At 68.7% G+C, this 14,161-nt stretch carries 16 protein-coding genes and 1 other RNA gene; 13 read left to right on the top strand and 4 right to left on the bottom strand.

What is annotated here, in order from left to right; genetic code table 11:
- Nucleotides 1–116: 116 nt before the first annotated feature.
- Entirely contained in the window at nucleotides 117–1,202 is a 1,086-nt protein-coding gene (locus tag ACZ5LB_RS18270; RefSeq protein ID WP_464603634.1) for an aldo/keto reductase, read from the bottom strand.
- Between the two features lie 171 nt (nucleotides 1,203–1,373).
- Here ACZ5LB_RS18270 and ACZ5LB_RS18265 point away from each other — a divergent pair, with 171 nt between their 5' ends.
- Nucleotides 1,374–1,754, top strand: coding sequence for a hypothetical protein (locus tag ACZ5LB_RS18265; RefSeq protein WP_464603633.1), 381 nt, complete (start codon nucleotides 1,374–1,376; stop codon nucleotides 1,752–1,754).
- Nucleotides 1,755–1,787: 33 nt separating this feature from the next.
- Here the strand turns inward: ACZ5LB_RS18265 and ACZ5LB_RS18260 are convergent, their stop codons facing one another.
- Nucleotides 1,788–3,224 (bottom strand): MFS transporter, encoded by a 1,437-nt coding sequence (locus ACZ5LB_RS18260; RefSeq protein WP_464603632.1) that lies wholly within the window; start codon nucleotides 3,222–3,224, stop codon nucleotides 1,788–1,790.
- A gap of 172 nt (nucleotides 3,225–3,396) precedes the next feature.
- Here ACZ5LB_RS18260 and ACZ5LB_RS18255 point away from each other — a divergent pair, with 172 nt between their 5' ends.
- The 3 genes from ACZ5LB_RS18255 (at nucleotide 3,397) to ACZ5LB_RS18245 (ending at nucleotide 6,210) form a co-directional block, all read left to right on the top strand.
- Entirely contained in the window at nucleotides 3,397–4,326 is a 930-nt protein-coding gene (locus tag ACZ5LB_RS18255) for a LysR family transcriptional regulator (protein WP_464603631.1), read from the top strand.
- 42 nt (nucleotides 4,327–4,368) lie between these two features.
- On the top strand, nucleotides 4,369–5,490 hold the full coding sequence (locus ACZ5LB_RS18250) for a Fic family protein (protein ID WP_464603630.1): 1,122 nt from the start codon (nucleotides 4,369–4,371) through the stop codon (nucleotides 5,488–5,490).
- A gap of 144 nt (nucleotides 5,491–5,634) precedes the next feature.
- Complete coding sequence (locus ACZ5LB_RS18245; RefSeq protein ID WP_464603629.1) at nucleotides 5,635–6,210, top strand: YdeI/OmpD-associated family protein; 576 nt, start codon at nucleotides 5,635–5,637, stop codon at nucleotides 6,208–6,210.
- Nucleotides 6,211–6,220: 10 nt separating this feature from the next.
- On the opposite strand, the gene ssrA is transcribed toward ACZ5LB_RS18245, so the two are convergent.
- Nucleotides 6,221–6,606, bottom strand: a transfer-messenger RNA (tmRNA) gene (ssrA, locus tag ACZ5LB_RS18240).
- 177 nt (nucleotides 6,607–6,783) lie between these two features.
- On the opposite strand from ssrA, the gene gmk reads away from it, so the two are divergent.
- The 7 genes from gmk to ACZ5LB_RS18205 all read left to right on the top strand — a co-directional run bounded on the left by gmk (nucleotide 6,784) and on the right by ACZ5LB_RS18205 (nucleotide 12,340).
- On the top strand, nucleotides 6,784–7,335 hold the full coding sequence (gene gmk / locus ACZ5LB_RS18235) for a guanylate kinase (RefSeq protein ID WP_464603628.1): 552 nt from the start codon (nucleotides 6,784–6,786) through the stop codon (nucleotides 7,333–7,335).
- A 12-nt stretch (nucleotides 7,336–7,347) separates the two neighbouring features.
- Nucleotides 7,348–8,940 carry a S41 family peptidase gene (locus tag ACZ5LB_RS18230; RefSeq protein ID WP_464603627.1) on the top strand — a complete coding sequence of 531 codons (1,593 nt, stop codon included), beginning with the start codon at nucleotides 7,348–7,350 and terminating at the stop codon, nucleotides 8,938–8,940.
- Nucleotides 8,940–9,239: a hypothetical protein gene (locus ACZ5LB_RS18225; RefSeq protein WP_464603626.1), complete on the top strand. Its 300-nt coding sequence runs from the start codon at nucleotides 8,940–8,942 to the stop codon at nucleotides 9,237–9,239. The genes ACZ5LB_RS18230 and ACZ5LB_RS18225 overlap by 1 nt, the downstream gene beginning before the upstream one ends.
- Nucleotides 9,236–10,471 carry an ABC transporter permease gene (locus tag ACZ5LB_RS18220; RefSeq protein WP_464603625.1) on the top strand — a complete coding sequence of 412 codons (1,236 nt, stop codon included), beginning with the start codon at nucleotides 9,236–9,238 and terminating at the stop codon, nucleotides 10,469–10,471. The genes ACZ5LB_RS18225 and ACZ5LB_RS18220 overlap by 4 nt, the downstream gene beginning before the upstream one ends.
- Before the next feature lie 6 nt (nucleotides 10,472–10,477).
- On the top strand, nucleotides 10,478–11,044 hold the full coding sequence (locus ACZ5LB_RS18215) for a 3'-5' exonuclease (RefSeq protein ID WP_464603624.1): 567 nt from the start codon (nucleotides 10,478–10,480) through the stop codon (nucleotides 11,042–11,044).
- Between the two features lie 5 nt (nucleotides 11,045–11,049).
- Nucleotides 11,050–11,718 (top strand): ABC transporter ATP-binding protein, encoded by a 669-nt coding sequence (locus ACZ5LB_RS18210; RefSeq protein WP_464603623.1) that lies wholly within the window; start codon nucleotides 11,050–11,052, stop codon nucleotides 11,716–11,718.
- Between the two features lie 181 nt (nucleotides 11,719–11,899).
- Complete coding sequence (locus tag ACZ5LB_RS18205; RefSeq protein ID WP_464603622.1) at nucleotides 11,900–12,340, top strand: hypothetical protein; 441 nt, start codon at nucleotides 11,900–11,902, stop codon at nucleotides 12,338–12,340.
- Here the strand turns inward: ACZ5LB_RS18205 and ruvX are convergent.
- Entirely contained in the window at nucleotides 12,337–12,777 is a 441-nt protein-coding gene (ruvX, locus tag ACZ5LB_RS18200) for a Holliday junction resolvase RuvX (protein ID WP_464603621.1), read from the bottom strand. The genes ACZ5LB_RS18205 and ruvX overlap by 4 nt on opposite strands.
- Between ruvX and ACZ5LB_RS18195 the strand changes: the two genes are divergently transcribed.
- Nucleotides 12,778–13,272, top strand: a complete 495-nt coding sequence (locus ACZ5LB_RS18195; protein ID WP_464603620.1) for a methylated-DNA--[protein]-cysteine S-methyltransferase — start codon at nucleotides 12,778–12,780, stop codon at nucleotides 13,270–13,272.
- Between the two features lie 3 nt (nucleotides 13,273–13,275).
- Complete coding sequence (gene murB, locus ACZ5LB_RS18190) at nucleotides 13,276–14,160, top strand: UDP-N-acetylmuramate dehydrogenase (protein ID WP_464603619.1); 885 nt, start codon at nucleotides 13,276–13,278, stop codon at nucleotides 14,158–14,160.
- Nucleotide 14,161: the final 1 nt, after the last annotated feature.

Below are 14,161 nucleotides of genomic sequence, written 5' to 3'. Positions count from 1 at the left end.
AATTTACAGATATTGAGTCTAATTCTCAATATTAAATATTGACCCCGTCCTCTTTTGATTTGCCCGTCCCCCCGTTGGAAGAAACCGCGCCCCCCCCTGCCCTTTGGCCCCTCCGGTCAGTAGGGCGTCTCCCCCGCCACCAGGCCGAACCCCGAAGCCGGGGCGTGGACGCCGTTCACCGTGGTTCCTCCGTTGTGGATGGCGGGGAACATGGGCTGCATGGTGGCCGGGAACCCGAAGACGGGCGTGGTGAGCGCATCCAGCCGGGCGATTTCCCCGGGGGCCAGGGTCACGTCCAGGGCGCCCAGGTTGTCCTCCAGCTGCCCGAGGTGCCGGGCGCCGATGATGGTGGACGCCACCCCCGGGCGCCCCGCCACCCACGCCAGGGCCACCCGCGCCACCGTGGTGTCGTGGGCCCCGGCGATCTCCGCCATCACGTCCAGGAGGGCGTAGGTCTTCTCGTTGAGGAAGGGTTCCAGGAACGGGCCGCGGCTGCGGGCCTGGGAACCCGCGTTGGTGCGGGTGTATTTCCCACTCAGGGCGCCGCTCTTCAGCGGCGACCAGGGGGTGATGCCCAGGCCGAACTCCAGCGCCAGGGGCACCAGGTCCTGCTCCACGGTGCGCTCCAGGAGCGAATACTCGATCTGCAGGCCGATGAAGGCGGACCAGCCCCGGAACTGGGCCAGCATGTTGGCCTGGGCGATCTTCCAGGCGGGCGTGTCGGAGACGCCCAGGTACCGGACCTTGCCGGCCTGCACCAGGGCGTCCAGGGCCGCCATGGTCTCCTCGATGGGCGTGTGCACGTCCCAGTTGTGCAGCCAGTACAGGTCGATGTAGTCCGTCTGGAGCCGGCGGAGGGAGTTCTCGCAGGCGGAGATGATGGACTTCCGGCCCGAGCCGCCGCCGTTGGGGTCGCCCGGGTAGAGGTTGCCGCTGAACTTGGTCGCCAGCACCAGGCGGTCCCGCCGGGCCGGATGGCGCCCCAGGTGGTCCCCGATGATCTTCTCGGAATGGCTCTTGGTGTAGAGGTTGGCGGTGTCGATGAAGTTCCCGCCCCGTTCGATGAAGCGGTCCATGATCCGCCCGGATTCCTCCACGGTCGAACCCCATCCGAGGTCCTCCCCGAAGGTCATGGCCCCCAGGCACATGGGACTTACCCGCAGACCGGAATGGCCGAGCGTCACGTAGTGGTCGAGTTGCATGGCGTGTCCTCCTTGGTTGGCGGGCGGGTGGCGGAGGCCGCCATCCCCCCTGGGATAGCGGCCAGCATACGGCGCGGGGCCCCGGGAAGCGTGCTTTTTCCCAAAAGCCGCCCACGGCTCGGTTAAGATTCATGGCATTCCAATCCATTCCATCTCCCCGGAGGAGCGTCCATGGGACCCCGCAAGGCCAACCTTTTCCCGATCCTCATGGTGGTCCTGGGCTTTGCGCTTGGGTGCGGGGCCGGTTCGATCTTCTGGCTGTCCCGGAACGCCCGTCTGCTGGAGTTGGAGCAGTTCAACCAGGTGAATCACCAGGTGCGGCTCCTCAGGCAGGTTCGGGACGGAAAGGGGGAGGAGGTCCGCAGGGAACAGGAGGCGGAACTGGCTGGCGCCCTGACGTGCATTGCGGTCATGAAGAAAGGCAAGCCCCTGACGCCTTCGCAGCAAGCCACCGTGATCCGGGCCCGGAACTACCTTGCCGAATCACCGCTCGGGGCGTTTCACGGTGACATGGACGCGGATATCCAGAAGCTGCTCGGAACGGCCCGCTGAGGCGCGGGCCCCGTTGGCGGCAAGGGCCGCATTTCACGCCATCGCGGCCTGCGGGCCGCGCGTCCGGATCCCAACCCCAAGCGCCGCGCCCAGAAGGAGGACGGCCACGGCGAAGGTGCTTCGCATGCCCACGGAAACGGCGCCGGGGCTGCCGGTTGCGACGTTGGCCGCGCCGGACGCCAGGGCGAAGATGGCGCCCATCAGGGAGGCGCCCGTGATGAGGCCGAGGTTCCGGGAGAGGCTGAGCAGGCCCGAGACCACGCCTCGCTGGTCCGGCGGGATCGCCGTCATGACCGCGGTGGTGTTGGCGGCCTGGAACACGGCGTAGTGCGAGGTTGTGACGCCGATGGGCAGGAGGTACCCGGCCAGCCCGAATCGTGCGGGCGAAAGGGTCAGCAGGGCCGCGCCGAAGGCCATGCCCCCGAGACCCACCCAGGTCATGCGGGATCCGCCGAAGCGATCCACCAACCGTCCCGCAGGAATGCCGCTCAGGGCCGCCACCAGCGGGCCCACCGAGAGGGCCATCCCCACCTGCGCGGCGTCAAGGCCGAGGGTGCGGGAGAGGTAGAACGGACCCACCACCAGGGTGGACATCACGACGGTGGAAACCAGGGCGCTCATGGCCAGGCCCGCGCCCAGGCCCGGCTCCCGGAACAGGGCCCGGGGAACCAGCGGCGTCTCCGCCCTGCGCTCGGTGGCGAGGAAACCGGCCAGCCCCGCGCCGGCGCCGGCCAGAAGCAGGGCATTGGTGAGGCCGATCCGTCCGTGGCCCTGGGTCATGGCCAGGGCGTAGGCCCCCAGGGTCCAGGCCAGGAGGGCGGTGCTGCTCCCGGGAAACCCCGGACGGCGCGCGCCGGAAGGGGCCGGGTCCGCGGGAAGGAAGCGGGCCGACAGCACCAGGATCGCCAGGCCCAGGGGGACATTGACCAGGAACATGGACCGCCAGCCGAACGTGGCCGTCAGGATTCCGCCCAGGGAGGGCCCCAGCGTGGTGCCAATGGCGGACAGGGTCCCCAGCAGGCCCATGGCGCTTCCCGTCCGGTCCCTGGGAACGGTGTCGCCCACGAAGGCCACGGTGAGCGCCATCATGAAGGCTGCGCCGAGGCCCTGGGCCGCCCGGGCCGCCACCAGGGCGGACAGGGTGGGGGCCGCGCCACAGGCGAGGGAGGCCACGGTGAACAGGCCGACCCCGCCCAGCAGCAGCCGCTTCCGCCCCAGCCTGTCGGCCAACCGCCCAACGCTCACGATCAGGGTGGTGATCACCAGCAGGTAGGCGAGGACGATCCACTGCACGGCCTGGAAGGAGGCGCCGAAGGCCCTGGCCAGCGCCGGCAGCCCGGCATTGGCGATGCTGGTGTCGAGGGAACTCATCAGCATGGAGAGCCCCAGGCCGGCCAGGGCCCCGCGGGCGGAAGGCGTCCAGGCCGGGCGGGGCGGATTCGGGGGGGAGGCTGGGGATTTCGGGTTCATGGGGACCTCTCTGGGGCGTGCCCGGACGGGCCGGCCCCTTCAAGGTGGCCACCGGGATGGCATGGCGGAAGGTGCACTGTTTGCAATTGAATCGTGCGTACGACGCCATCCAGGCCCCCCCGGGTCCCCGATCCCGCCCTTCGGGAAGGCCCGAAAGTGCTATGGTCTGCGTATGATCCGGCCGGACCTGAACCTGCTTGTCACCCTGGACGTGGTCCTGGCGGAAGGGAATGTCGCGCGGGCCGCGAAACGCCTGAACCTGAGCCCCTCGGCCATGAGCCGGGCCCTGGCCCGCCTGCGGGAGACGACGGGAGATCCGCTGCTGGTCCGGGCGGGCCGGGGCCTGGTTCCCACGCCCCGGGCCCTGGAACTCCGGGAACAGGTGGCGAACCTTGTGGAGGCCGCGGAAACCGCGCTCCGGCCCGCCTCCCCGCCGGACCTGCGCCGCCTGGACCGGACCTTCACCCTCCGCACCAGCGACGGCTTCGTGGAGAACTTCGGCCCCAGCCTCATCCGGCGGGTCGCGCGGGAGGCGCCCGGGGTCCGGCTGAGGTTCATGCAGAAACCGGACAAGGAGAGCGGCGGCCTTCGCGACGGCACCGTGGACCTGGAGACGGGCGTCCTCGAAGGCATGATCGGCCCGGAAATCCGCGCCCAGGCGCTGTTCAGGGACACGCTCATCGCCGTCGTCCGCCCCGGACACCCCTTGGCCAAGGGGAGGATGACCCTCGACCGGTATGCCCGGGGCCGGCACGTCTCCGTGACCCGGCAGGGCGTGGAGCAGGGCCTGGTCGATGATGCCCTCGCGGCGTGCGGAACCTCCCGGACGATCGCCGCCGTGGTCACGGGATTCTCCGCGGCCATCGCCCTGGCCCGGGATTCGGACCTCATCGCAACCGTGCCCGGCCGGCACACGGAGAACCTCCGGAAGGGGCTCTTCAGCTTCCCCCTGCCCTTTCCCACGGAGGAGATCACCGTGTCCCTGCTATGGCATCCCCGGAACCAGGCCGACCCGGCCCACCGGTGGCTTCGCGCCTGCGTCCTGGAGGTCTGCTCAGGGGAAGGCGGCAATCGAATTGCGTCCATTTTTGATGGGAAATAAGACAATCTGGCCAATGCGGCGAATGGGACCTACAATCTCCGCATGATCAGCGGTGATTCCCCCTACATCTGGCAATCCGGCGCCTGGCCCCACTGGCGCTTCGACCTGTCGAACCTCGCTGAACCCATGGCCCTTGCCAGCCGGGCCCAAGGGGCTCTCCTGGGGCGCCTGGCCGAGGCCGGAATGGGGGATCGTGACCGGGCCAGCCTGGCAACCCTTTCCGAGGATGTCCTCAAGACCAGCGAAATCGAGGGCGAGCGCCTCGATGCGCATTCGGTCCGGTCCTCTGTCGCCCGCCGGCTGGGAGTCGACATCGGCGCGCTCGCACCGGCCGACCGCAAGGCGGAGGGCGTCGTGGACATGGTTCTTGACGCCACGTCCAACGGCCAGGCGCCCCTGACCCGGGAGCGGTTGTTCGGCTGGCATGCCGCCCTGTTTCCCACGGGGTACTCGGGCCTTTCCAGGCTCCAGGCGGGCGCCTGGCGTGATGACGCCAAGGGCCCCATGCAGGTCGTGTCCGGTCGTTTGGGCCGGGAGCGCGTTCATTTCGAAGCTCCCCCCGCGCTGCGGCTGGACGCGGAAATGGAGCGGTTCCTCGATTGGGTCAACGGCCCGTCCGTGGAACCCTCCCTGGTTCGAGCCGGACTTGGCCACCTGTGGTTCGTGACCTTGCATCCCTTCGAGGATGGCAATGGCCGCATCGCACGCGCCATCGGCGACCTGCTCCTGGCGCGCGCCGAGGGCAGCTCGCGGAGGTTCTACAGCCTTTCGGCCCAGATCCACCGGGAACGGAAGGCCTATTACGCCATCCTGGAAAAGACCCAGCGCGGATCCCTGGACGTGACGGAGTGGCTCGCCTGGTTCCTGGAGACCCTGCTGCGGGCCGTGACCCAGGCCCATGCCACCCTGGACGCCGTCCTGGCCAGAAGCCGCTTCTGGCGGCACTGGGCCTCCCTGCCCTTGAACGACCGGCAGGCAAGGATGCTCAATAAACTTCTCGAGGGTTTCGACGGGAACCTGACCACCACCAAGTGGGCCATCCTCGCCAAGTGCTCCCAGGACACGGCCCTGAGGGACATCAACGACCTGGTGGCGAGGGGGGTGCTCCGCAAGGAGGAGGCGGGGGGGCGAAGCACAAGCTATGCGCTCAACCAATCCGATTGAGATTTCCGGGGTTAAACCCGCTCCGGATTGGCGCGCACACGGCCCTCATGGGCGTCAAATCAAAAACAAGGACGCCCCACCCTCCCCCGACCGCCCCAGGTGTACCCTTGGGTTACGCCGTGCGTCTGCCCACTTGGACCCTCCATGCTGATCACCGCCACGCTTGAACCCGGAAGCCGCAAGGCATGGCGCGACTGGCTTGAGCGCCACCACGCCACCGCGAAGGAGATCTGGCTCATCTTCACCAAGCGGACTGCTGCCGGTCCGGCCATCAGCTACCGGGAGGCCCTCCTGGAGGCCCTCTGCTTCGGATGGATCGACGGTGTCCGCCAGCGATTGGACGACGAGAAGTACGTCCAGCGCTTTACACCGCGAACCCGGCATTCCACGTGGTCCTCGGTCAACCTCTCCCTGGCCAGGGAGTTGCAGGCCGCAGGTCTCCTGGCGCCCCCCGGCCTGGCATCCCTCGATCAAGCCAAGGAGCCTCCCGGGGAAGCCACCGAACCCTTCCCGCCTGGCTGGTTCATGGCCGCAATCCAGGTTGACCCGGCAGCATCGATGAACTTCGAGGGGCTGCCCCCCTCCCATCAGCGCCGGTATGTGGGTTGGGTTTCCGCCGCCAAGCGTGACGATACGCGCCAAAGGCGGATCGGTGAAGCCATCGCCCTCCTGAGGGAGAACAGGCGCTTGGGCCTTGGCCCAGGTGAAGTCCGGAAATGATTCCCGATATTGGTGGAGGTGGCGGGAGTTGAACCCGCGTCCAAGAAGCGAGACATGGAGGGTCGTTACAGGCTTGGTCCGGATCGCGTGACCTCTGCGGGGAACCGGACAACCCCGATCGAGGACGTGCCCCCCAATCTCGGCTGCCGTCAGGGGGCGTCGCGGCAACCTATCCTGTCCTGTCGTCCGGCAGACCGAAGTCACCCTTTCAACAGTTTAACGAGCCCGCTACCAGGAGATCACGGGGACTCGCTCGTCCGCCGGTTAGGCGGCGAGGGCCAATTCAAAGTTGTCGTTGGCGTTTTTGTTTTTTATCGGCTTGATAAGGGGGCCAACCGATAAACCCCCGCCTGCGCCTCTCACACCTGCGGCAACCTGTCGAAACCAGTCACCCCCGGGTGGTGCGTCCCCTGTCGCCTCGCCCCGCGAGGTGCGGCTGACCGGGGTCCTGAGTATGAGACCTCCGCCGGGGGACCACAAGCGGCTAAGATATTCCTTTGGAGCCACCCATTGATCGGTCATTCCGGGAACGTTTTCGTCCTGTCCGCCCCGTCGGGCACCGGGAAATCCACCTTGGCCAAGCGGCTGGTAAAGGAACTCCCTGATCTTGATTTTTCCATATCCTTCACCACCCGGGCCCCCAGGGCCGGGGAGACGGACGGCAAGGACTACTTCTACGTGTCCCCCGCCACCTTCGACGAGATGATCCGCACGGGCGGCCTCGTGGAGTGGGTGGAGGTCTACGGGCATAAGTATGGCACTGGCAAGGAATGGGTTACGACCCACCTGGCGGAGGGCAAGGACATCCTCCTGGACATCGAGACCCAGGGGGCCCGCAACGTCCACGAGGCCATTCCCGACGCGGTGATGATCTTCCTCATCCCCCCCTCGGCTGCGGAACTGTCCAACCGGCTGAGGAGCCGGGGGCGGGACCCCGAAGCGGAGATCCAGGTGCGCCTGGATTATGCCAAGCACGAACTGTGCGAGTACCCCGCATATGACTATCTTGTAGTGAACGACACGCTGGACCGGGCCTACCGGGATCTCGAATCCATCGTGCTCGCCACCCGCCTCCGGCGGGAGCGGATGGGTGACACGGCGCAACGGATACTCGAAGGATTCTGAAGGGGCGCGAACATGGCGCGTTGGTTCAAGAGCAGCTGGATCTGGATGGTCATCGCGGTCACCGCGGCGGTCTACGCCCCGCTCGCGGGGCGCACCGGGGAGGAGAAGGCCCGCCAGAGGTCCCTCGACACCCTCACGGAGATCATGGGCTTGGTGCAGAAGCAGGCCGTGGACCCCCCCGGCCCCAAGCAGGTCTCGCACGCCTCCATCTCGGGCATGCTCCACACCCTGGACCCCCACTCCTACTACATGGACGAGTCCGAGTTCCGCACCATGCGCGAGGACCAGCGGGGCTCCTTCTTCGGCATCGGCTCCATCATCCAGCAGCAGCCCGACGGCGTGGTGGTGGTGAGCACGGTGCGCGGCGGCCCCTCCGAGAAGGTGGGCATCCGCGCCGGGGACTTCATCCGCGAGGTGGACGGCAAGAGCACCGAGGGCCTCACCAGCACCGCCGTGGTCCAGAAGCTGCGGGGCGACAAGGGCACCGTGGTGGAGGTGGCCGTGCAGAGGGCGGGCTTCCCCGGCCTCATCCGCTTCCCCATCACCCGCAGCGAGATCCCCTCCAACAGCGTCCAGTACGCCTTCATGCTCACGCCCACCACGGGCCTCATCGCCATCAAGGACTTCGGGGAGACCACCTCGGAGGAGTTCGAGAAGGCCGTGAAGAACCTCAAGGCCCAGGGCATGACCGACCTCCTCCTGGACCTGCGCAACAACGGCGGCGGCATGCTGGACGCGGCCACGGGCATCTGTCGGCAGCTCCTGGGCTCGGGTGAGCTCATCGTCACCCAGAAGGGCCGCGACGGCCGGGACATGCAAGAGACCCGCACCCCCAAGGGTTCCGTGCTGGACAACTTCCCCATGGTCATCCTCATCAACCGCGGCACCGCCTCGGCCTCGGAGATCGTCACCGGCGCCGTGCAGGACCACGACCGCGGCGTGGTGGTGGGCCAGACCAGCTGGGGCAAGGGGCTCGTGCAGGCCGTCATGGCCATCAACCGCACCCGGGGCCTGGCGCTGACCACGGCCCGCTACTACACCCCCTCGGGCCGCTGCATCCAGCGCGACTACCAGCACGGCATCGACGACTACCTGCTGCCCGAGGACACCAAGGAGCCCCTGGGCGACAAGGGCCCGGTGTACAAGACCGACCTGGGCCGCACCGTCTACGGCGGAGGCGGCATCACCCCCGACTACACCGTCGAGCAGGCCAAGCTCACCGCCTTCGTGGGCAACCTCCGCTTCCGCACCAGCGCCTTCTTCAAGTTCGCCGTGATCGAGAAGGAGAAGCACGGCATCAAGCCCCAGCAGGTGCCCGACGAGGCCCTCATGAAGGCCTTCCACGCCTGGATGAAGGAGCAGAAGATCGAGTGCACCGACGCGGAGTGGAACGACCCCGCCAACCAGGCCGAGATGCGCGACCAGCTGGCCATGGAGATGCAGAACGTGGCCTATGGCATGGAAGCCGGGTTCAAGTACATCTCCGGCCGGGATCCCCAGGTGAAGAAGGCCCTGGAGGTCATGCCCGAGGCGGCGGCCATGCTCAAGAAGAAGGTGCTTTCCATGAAGGACGGCAAGGACTCCCCGCTGGTCGCACGCAACTGATGCCCAAGCCCCGGGCCTACTCCCCGCTGCTGGACTCCCTCGGCCGGAGCCTGCGCTTCTTCTACCTGCTCTGGGGCGGCATGCTCCTGGGGACCCTGGCGGCCTACAACCGGGTGCGCCTGCCGGCCTTCATCTGGGAGTGGCCGAAGGTGGCCAAGTTCTGGTTCACGCCCCTGGGCCGGGGGCTGATGCTGGGCATCGGCCTGGCCATGGCCATCGCCGCCCTCATCGAGGTGTGGGAACTGGTGGACCGGATCCTGGTGCGCTTCCTCCACGACCATGAGAGGGAACGCCCGTGACGTCCTTCGAGGCCTTCGTCGCCAACCGGTACCTCCATACCCGCAAGAAGGGCGCCTTCGTGCGCGTCATGGTGCGGTTCGCGCGCTGGGGCATCGCCCTGGGGGTGTTCGCCATGGTGGTGGCCCTGGCCATCGCCAACGGGCTCCTGGAGGAGATCCAGGCCAACCTCTTCTCGGCCACCGGGCACTTCACCGTGGCCCACCTGGAGGGGGAGATCCCCGACACCCAGGCCGCCCTGGCCCGCATCCGCCGGACCCCCGGCGTGGTGGCGGCCAGTCCCATGCGCATGGACCACGGCCTCATCCGGCCCACCAATTCCGACGCCCCCCCTTCCCCGCTGCTGCTCAAGGGCGTGGACCCGGCCTCGGCCCACGGCACGTCGCGGATCTTCGACTCCCTGGAGCCCGCCCCGGTGGAGAACCTCAAGGAGGGCGAGATCCTCCTGGGCGCCACCCTCGCCAAGGACCTGGGCATCCGCGTGGGCGACCCCGTGGCGGTGGTCTTCATGCGGCTGGACCTGGGCCTCTCGGGCCTCCAGCCCAAGATGGCCGCCTACAAGGTGGCGGGCATCTTCAACAGCCACATCGGCGAGTACGACAAGGCCTGGGGCTTCATCCACATCAACGACTCCATGCGCCTGGCCGGAAGCGAACAGGCCGAGTTCATCGAGGTGCGCGCCGCCAGCATCGACGCCATCGAGCGCACCAAGCCCGCCGTCCTGGGCGCCCTCAACGGCGGCGGCATGGGACCCTGGCTCGCCCAGGACCTGCGCGACACCAACCGGGCCCTCTTCGCCGTGCTGAAGGTGGAGAAGTGGATGAGTGCCGCGATCTTCTCGCTCATCGTGCTCATCGCCGTCTTCAACATCGTGGCCAGCCTGGTGCTGCTGGTGACGGAAAAGCGCCGGGACCTGGGCGTGCTGCTGGCCCTGGGCGCGACGCCCCGGCAGGTGCAGCGGCTCTTCGAGCTGCAGGGCATCCGCATCGGGGCCGTGGGCACCTTCTGGGGCCTGGCGGTGTCGGTGCCCCTGTGCCTGGTGGCGGACCACTGGAAGCTGATCCCGCTGCCCCCGGCGGCGTACGACTTCATCACCTACGTCCCCCTGCGCCTGAGCCTCCTGGACATCGCGGTGGTGGCGGTCTTCCCGCTGCTGGTGGCCTGGATCGCCTCGAGGTTCCCCGCGCGGCGGGCCTCGGGCGTGGACCCCGTGGACGCCCTGCGGGCCGAGTGAGGAACCATGAGCCAATCGCTGCTTTTCATCGACACCGAGACCGGCGGCCTGGACCCCCGGAAGCACAGCCTGCTGAGCGTGGCGCTGGTGGTGGGTGACGCCACCGGGGTCGCCAACAGCCTGGAGATCCTCGTCCGCCACGAGCCCTACGTGGTCTCCGCCGGGGGGATGAAGGTCAACCGCATCGACCTGGTCAAGCACACCGCGGGGGCCCTGGAGCCGGACATCGCCCTGGGGGTGATGAACGTCTTCCTGGACCAGCACTTCCCCCACATCTGCAAGCCCATCATCCTGGCGGGGCACAACGTCGGCTTCGACCAGGCCTTCCTGGGCGCCTTCCTGGACAGCCTGGGGCACAGCCTGGAGCCCCGCTTCAGCCACCGCGTGGTGGACACCCACAGCCTGGCCGCGGCCCTGCGGGACGCCGGCAAGCTGCCCGTGGAGAACCTGAGCTCCACCGCTCTCTTCGCCCATTTCGGCATCGACGTTCCCGAGGAGAAGCGCCACACCGCCCTGGGCGACGCCCTGGCCACCTTCGATCTCTACTGGAAGCTCGTGGGGCTCATGCGATGACGGGAATGGCCCTTTCCATCCGGGATCTGCACAAGACCTACCTGGGCGCCGAGCACCCCGTGTTCGACGGATTCTCCCTGGAGGTCGAGCCCGGCGAGCTCTGCGCCGTGGTGGGCGTCTCGGGCGTGGGCAAGACCACGCTGCTCAACTGCGTGGCCGGGCTCGACCACTGGGAGGGCGGCACCATCGAGGCCGGCGGCCACCAGGTCCCCACGGGCCAGCCCGAGGCCTCGGCCCTCTTCCGGCGCGCCCACGTGGGCCTGGCCTTCCAGCAGCCCCACCTGCTGCCCGAGTTCACGGTGGAGGAGAACCTCCTCATGCCCATCCGCATCGCCGGGGACATCACCCCCGCCCACGAGGCCTGGGTGCGCGAGCTCCTGGCCACCGTGGGCCTGGCGGACCTGGGAGGGCGCCTGCCCAGCACCCTCTCCGGGGGCCAGGCCGCACGGGTCGGTCTGGCGCGGGCCCTGGCGCGGCGCCCCGGCCTGTGGCTCCTGGACGAGCCCACCGGGAACCTGGATCCGGCGACGGCGCTGGAGGTGTTCGAATTCCTGCTGAGGCTCCACCAGGAGCTCAGGCCCACGACGCTGCTGGTCACCCACAACATGGCGCTGGCCGAAAGGTGCGGGCGGATCGTGCGGCTGGGGCCGAAGGTGGTCGAGGGAGTGCGGTAGAATGGAACTGGAATCGTGAACATGGATCGATCCAACTATCCCACCCGCCTGCTCCGGCTTGAAGAAGAGGATGGCGACTGCAGGGTTGCCGGCACTCCCGAGGAGCGCGTGGAAATGGTCTGGCCGCTGACGCTGGAGGCCTGGGAATTCGCCACATGGAACCAGCCCAAGGGGGACGAGGATGAACCGCGACTTCGCCGAGATATTGGGCGCGTTGTGCGATCAGCGGGCTGAGTTCCTGCTGGTGGGCGCCTATGCCATGGCCGCCCATGGGGTGGTCAGGGCCACGGGGGACATCGATATCTGGGTACGGCCGACCCCGGAAAACGCGGAACGCGTCTGGGCAGCCCTGGAGGCCTTCGGAGCTCCCACCTTCAACCTCGGGAAGGGGGACCTCAGCACGCCAGGGATCGTTTTCCAGATGGGCCTCCCCCCTCGAAGGATCGATCTCCTGACGAGCATTTCAGGTGTCGAGTTTGGCGAGGCCTGGACCGGACGTCTGGAAATGATGATCGAAGGCAGGACGATCCCGGTCCTGGGCAGGGCCGATCTCATCCAGAACAAACGCTGCACCGGCCGCCCCAAGGACCTCGGGGATGCAGAACAGCTGGAGAAACCCTAGATCTCGGCGCTCCCCACGGCCCGCCCCTTGGACTTCCGCGTCTCGATGAGATCCGCCAGCATCACCGCCGCCGCCGCCGCGTCCAGCCGGGCCTTGCGGTCCTTGGCCTTCACGCCCCGGGCCGCCAGGAGCCGGTCGGCCTCGACGCTGGTGAGGCGCTCGTCCCAGAACACCAGGGGCAGGCCGGTGAGGTCCCGCAGGGCCTCCCCGAAAGCCCGGGCCAGGGGGGCGGTGGCGCTCTCGGCGCCGTCCTTGTGCAGGGGCAGGCCCACCAGGAGGGCATGGACGCCCTCCTCCTTCGCGAGCTTCGCCAGCCGCGCCAGGGAGGCGTCGCCCTGGTTGGGCCACACCTCGAAGGGCGAGGCGAGGATCTCCAGGTCGTCCGTGAAGGCGATCCCGATGTTCTTCGTTCCGTGGTCGAGGCCCATCCAGCGCATATGTGCCATCCTACATGCATGGAGCGGTTCCTGGACTTCCCGACGGCCCTAGGGGTCTGCCGGCTGCGGTGGACGGACCGGGGCGTGCGCTCCCTGACATTGGGCGTGGAGCCGGAACCGGGGGATCCGCCTCCGCCCTGGGTGGCTGATGCGGTGCGGGCCCTCACGGCGCACCTGGCCGGGGAGGGGGTCTCCCTGGACGGGATCCGGCTCGACCTGGAGGGACTGCCCCCCTTCCGGCGGCGGGTGATGGAGGTGCTCCTGGCCACGCGGCCGGGGCAGACCCTCACCTACGGGGCCGTGGCCCTCCTGGCGGGGTCGCCGGGGGCGTCCCGGGCCGTGGGGCAGGCCGTGGCGCGCAACCCCCTGCCCATCCTCGTGCCCTGCCACCGGGTGCTGGCCGCCGACGGCCCCGGCGGGTTCTCGCTCTTCGGAAGCCTGGAGGCCAAGGCGCGGCTTCTGGCGCTCGAAGGGGTGCGGCTCCGGCATAATTGACGCATGAAGCCCTGGCCCGACGACCTCCTGGCGATCCCCCACAAGCGGGACGTGCCCTTCTCGAAGCTCACGACCCTGGGCGTGGGGGGGATCTGCCGGTGGCTCTTCGAGCCCGTGGACGAGGCCCAGGCCCAGGCCTTCGTGAGGGCCTGCCGCCGGGAGGGCCTCCCCTGGCGGGTCCTGGGCGGCGGCAGCAACCTGGTCGTCCTGGGGGACATCGAGACCCCGGTGGTGCGCCTCCGGTTCCCCGGCGAGGTGCGCCGCGAGGGCCTGGAGGTGCACGCCCCGGCGTCCTACGGCCACATCCGCCTCAGCGGCGACACGGCGGCCATGGGGCTCACGGGGATGGAGTACGCCTCGGGCATCCCGGGGTCCGTGGGGGGCGCCCTCCACATGAACGCCGGGGCCTACGGCCGGGAGACGGTGGACGTCCTGGCCCGGTTCCGGTTCCTCACGCCCGACGGCGACCTGGTGGAGAAGGCCCCGGAGCCGGGGGAGTTCCGCTACCGGTGGAGCTTCCTGGAGGGGGGCCACCTGGCCCTGGGCCTGGTGGTGCGCCTTGCCGAAGGGGATCCCGCGGCCATCCGCGCCCGGGTGGAGGAATGCCGGGCGAAGCGCGGCACCAGCCAGCCCCTGCACAAGCGCAACGCCGGGTGCGTGTTCAAGAACCCCCCGGGCCAGAGCGCGGGACGCCTCATCGACCTGGCCGGGCTCAAGGGCTTCCGGGTGGGCGACGCGGAAGTGAGCCCGGAGCACGGGAACTTCCTGGTGAACCTGGGGGGGGCCACGGCGGCGGAATTCGGCGAGCTCATGGCGAGGGTCCGGGAGAAAGTCCTGGACGTCCACGGTATTGAACTCGAACCTGAGGTCGAGATCTGGTACACCTGAC

This window comes from Mesoterricola sp. MK458, from assembly GCF_055384935.1.
The sequence above is the reverse complement of the archived record's forward strand: the minus strand, read 5'-3'. Positions and strand labels throughout refer to the sequence as shown.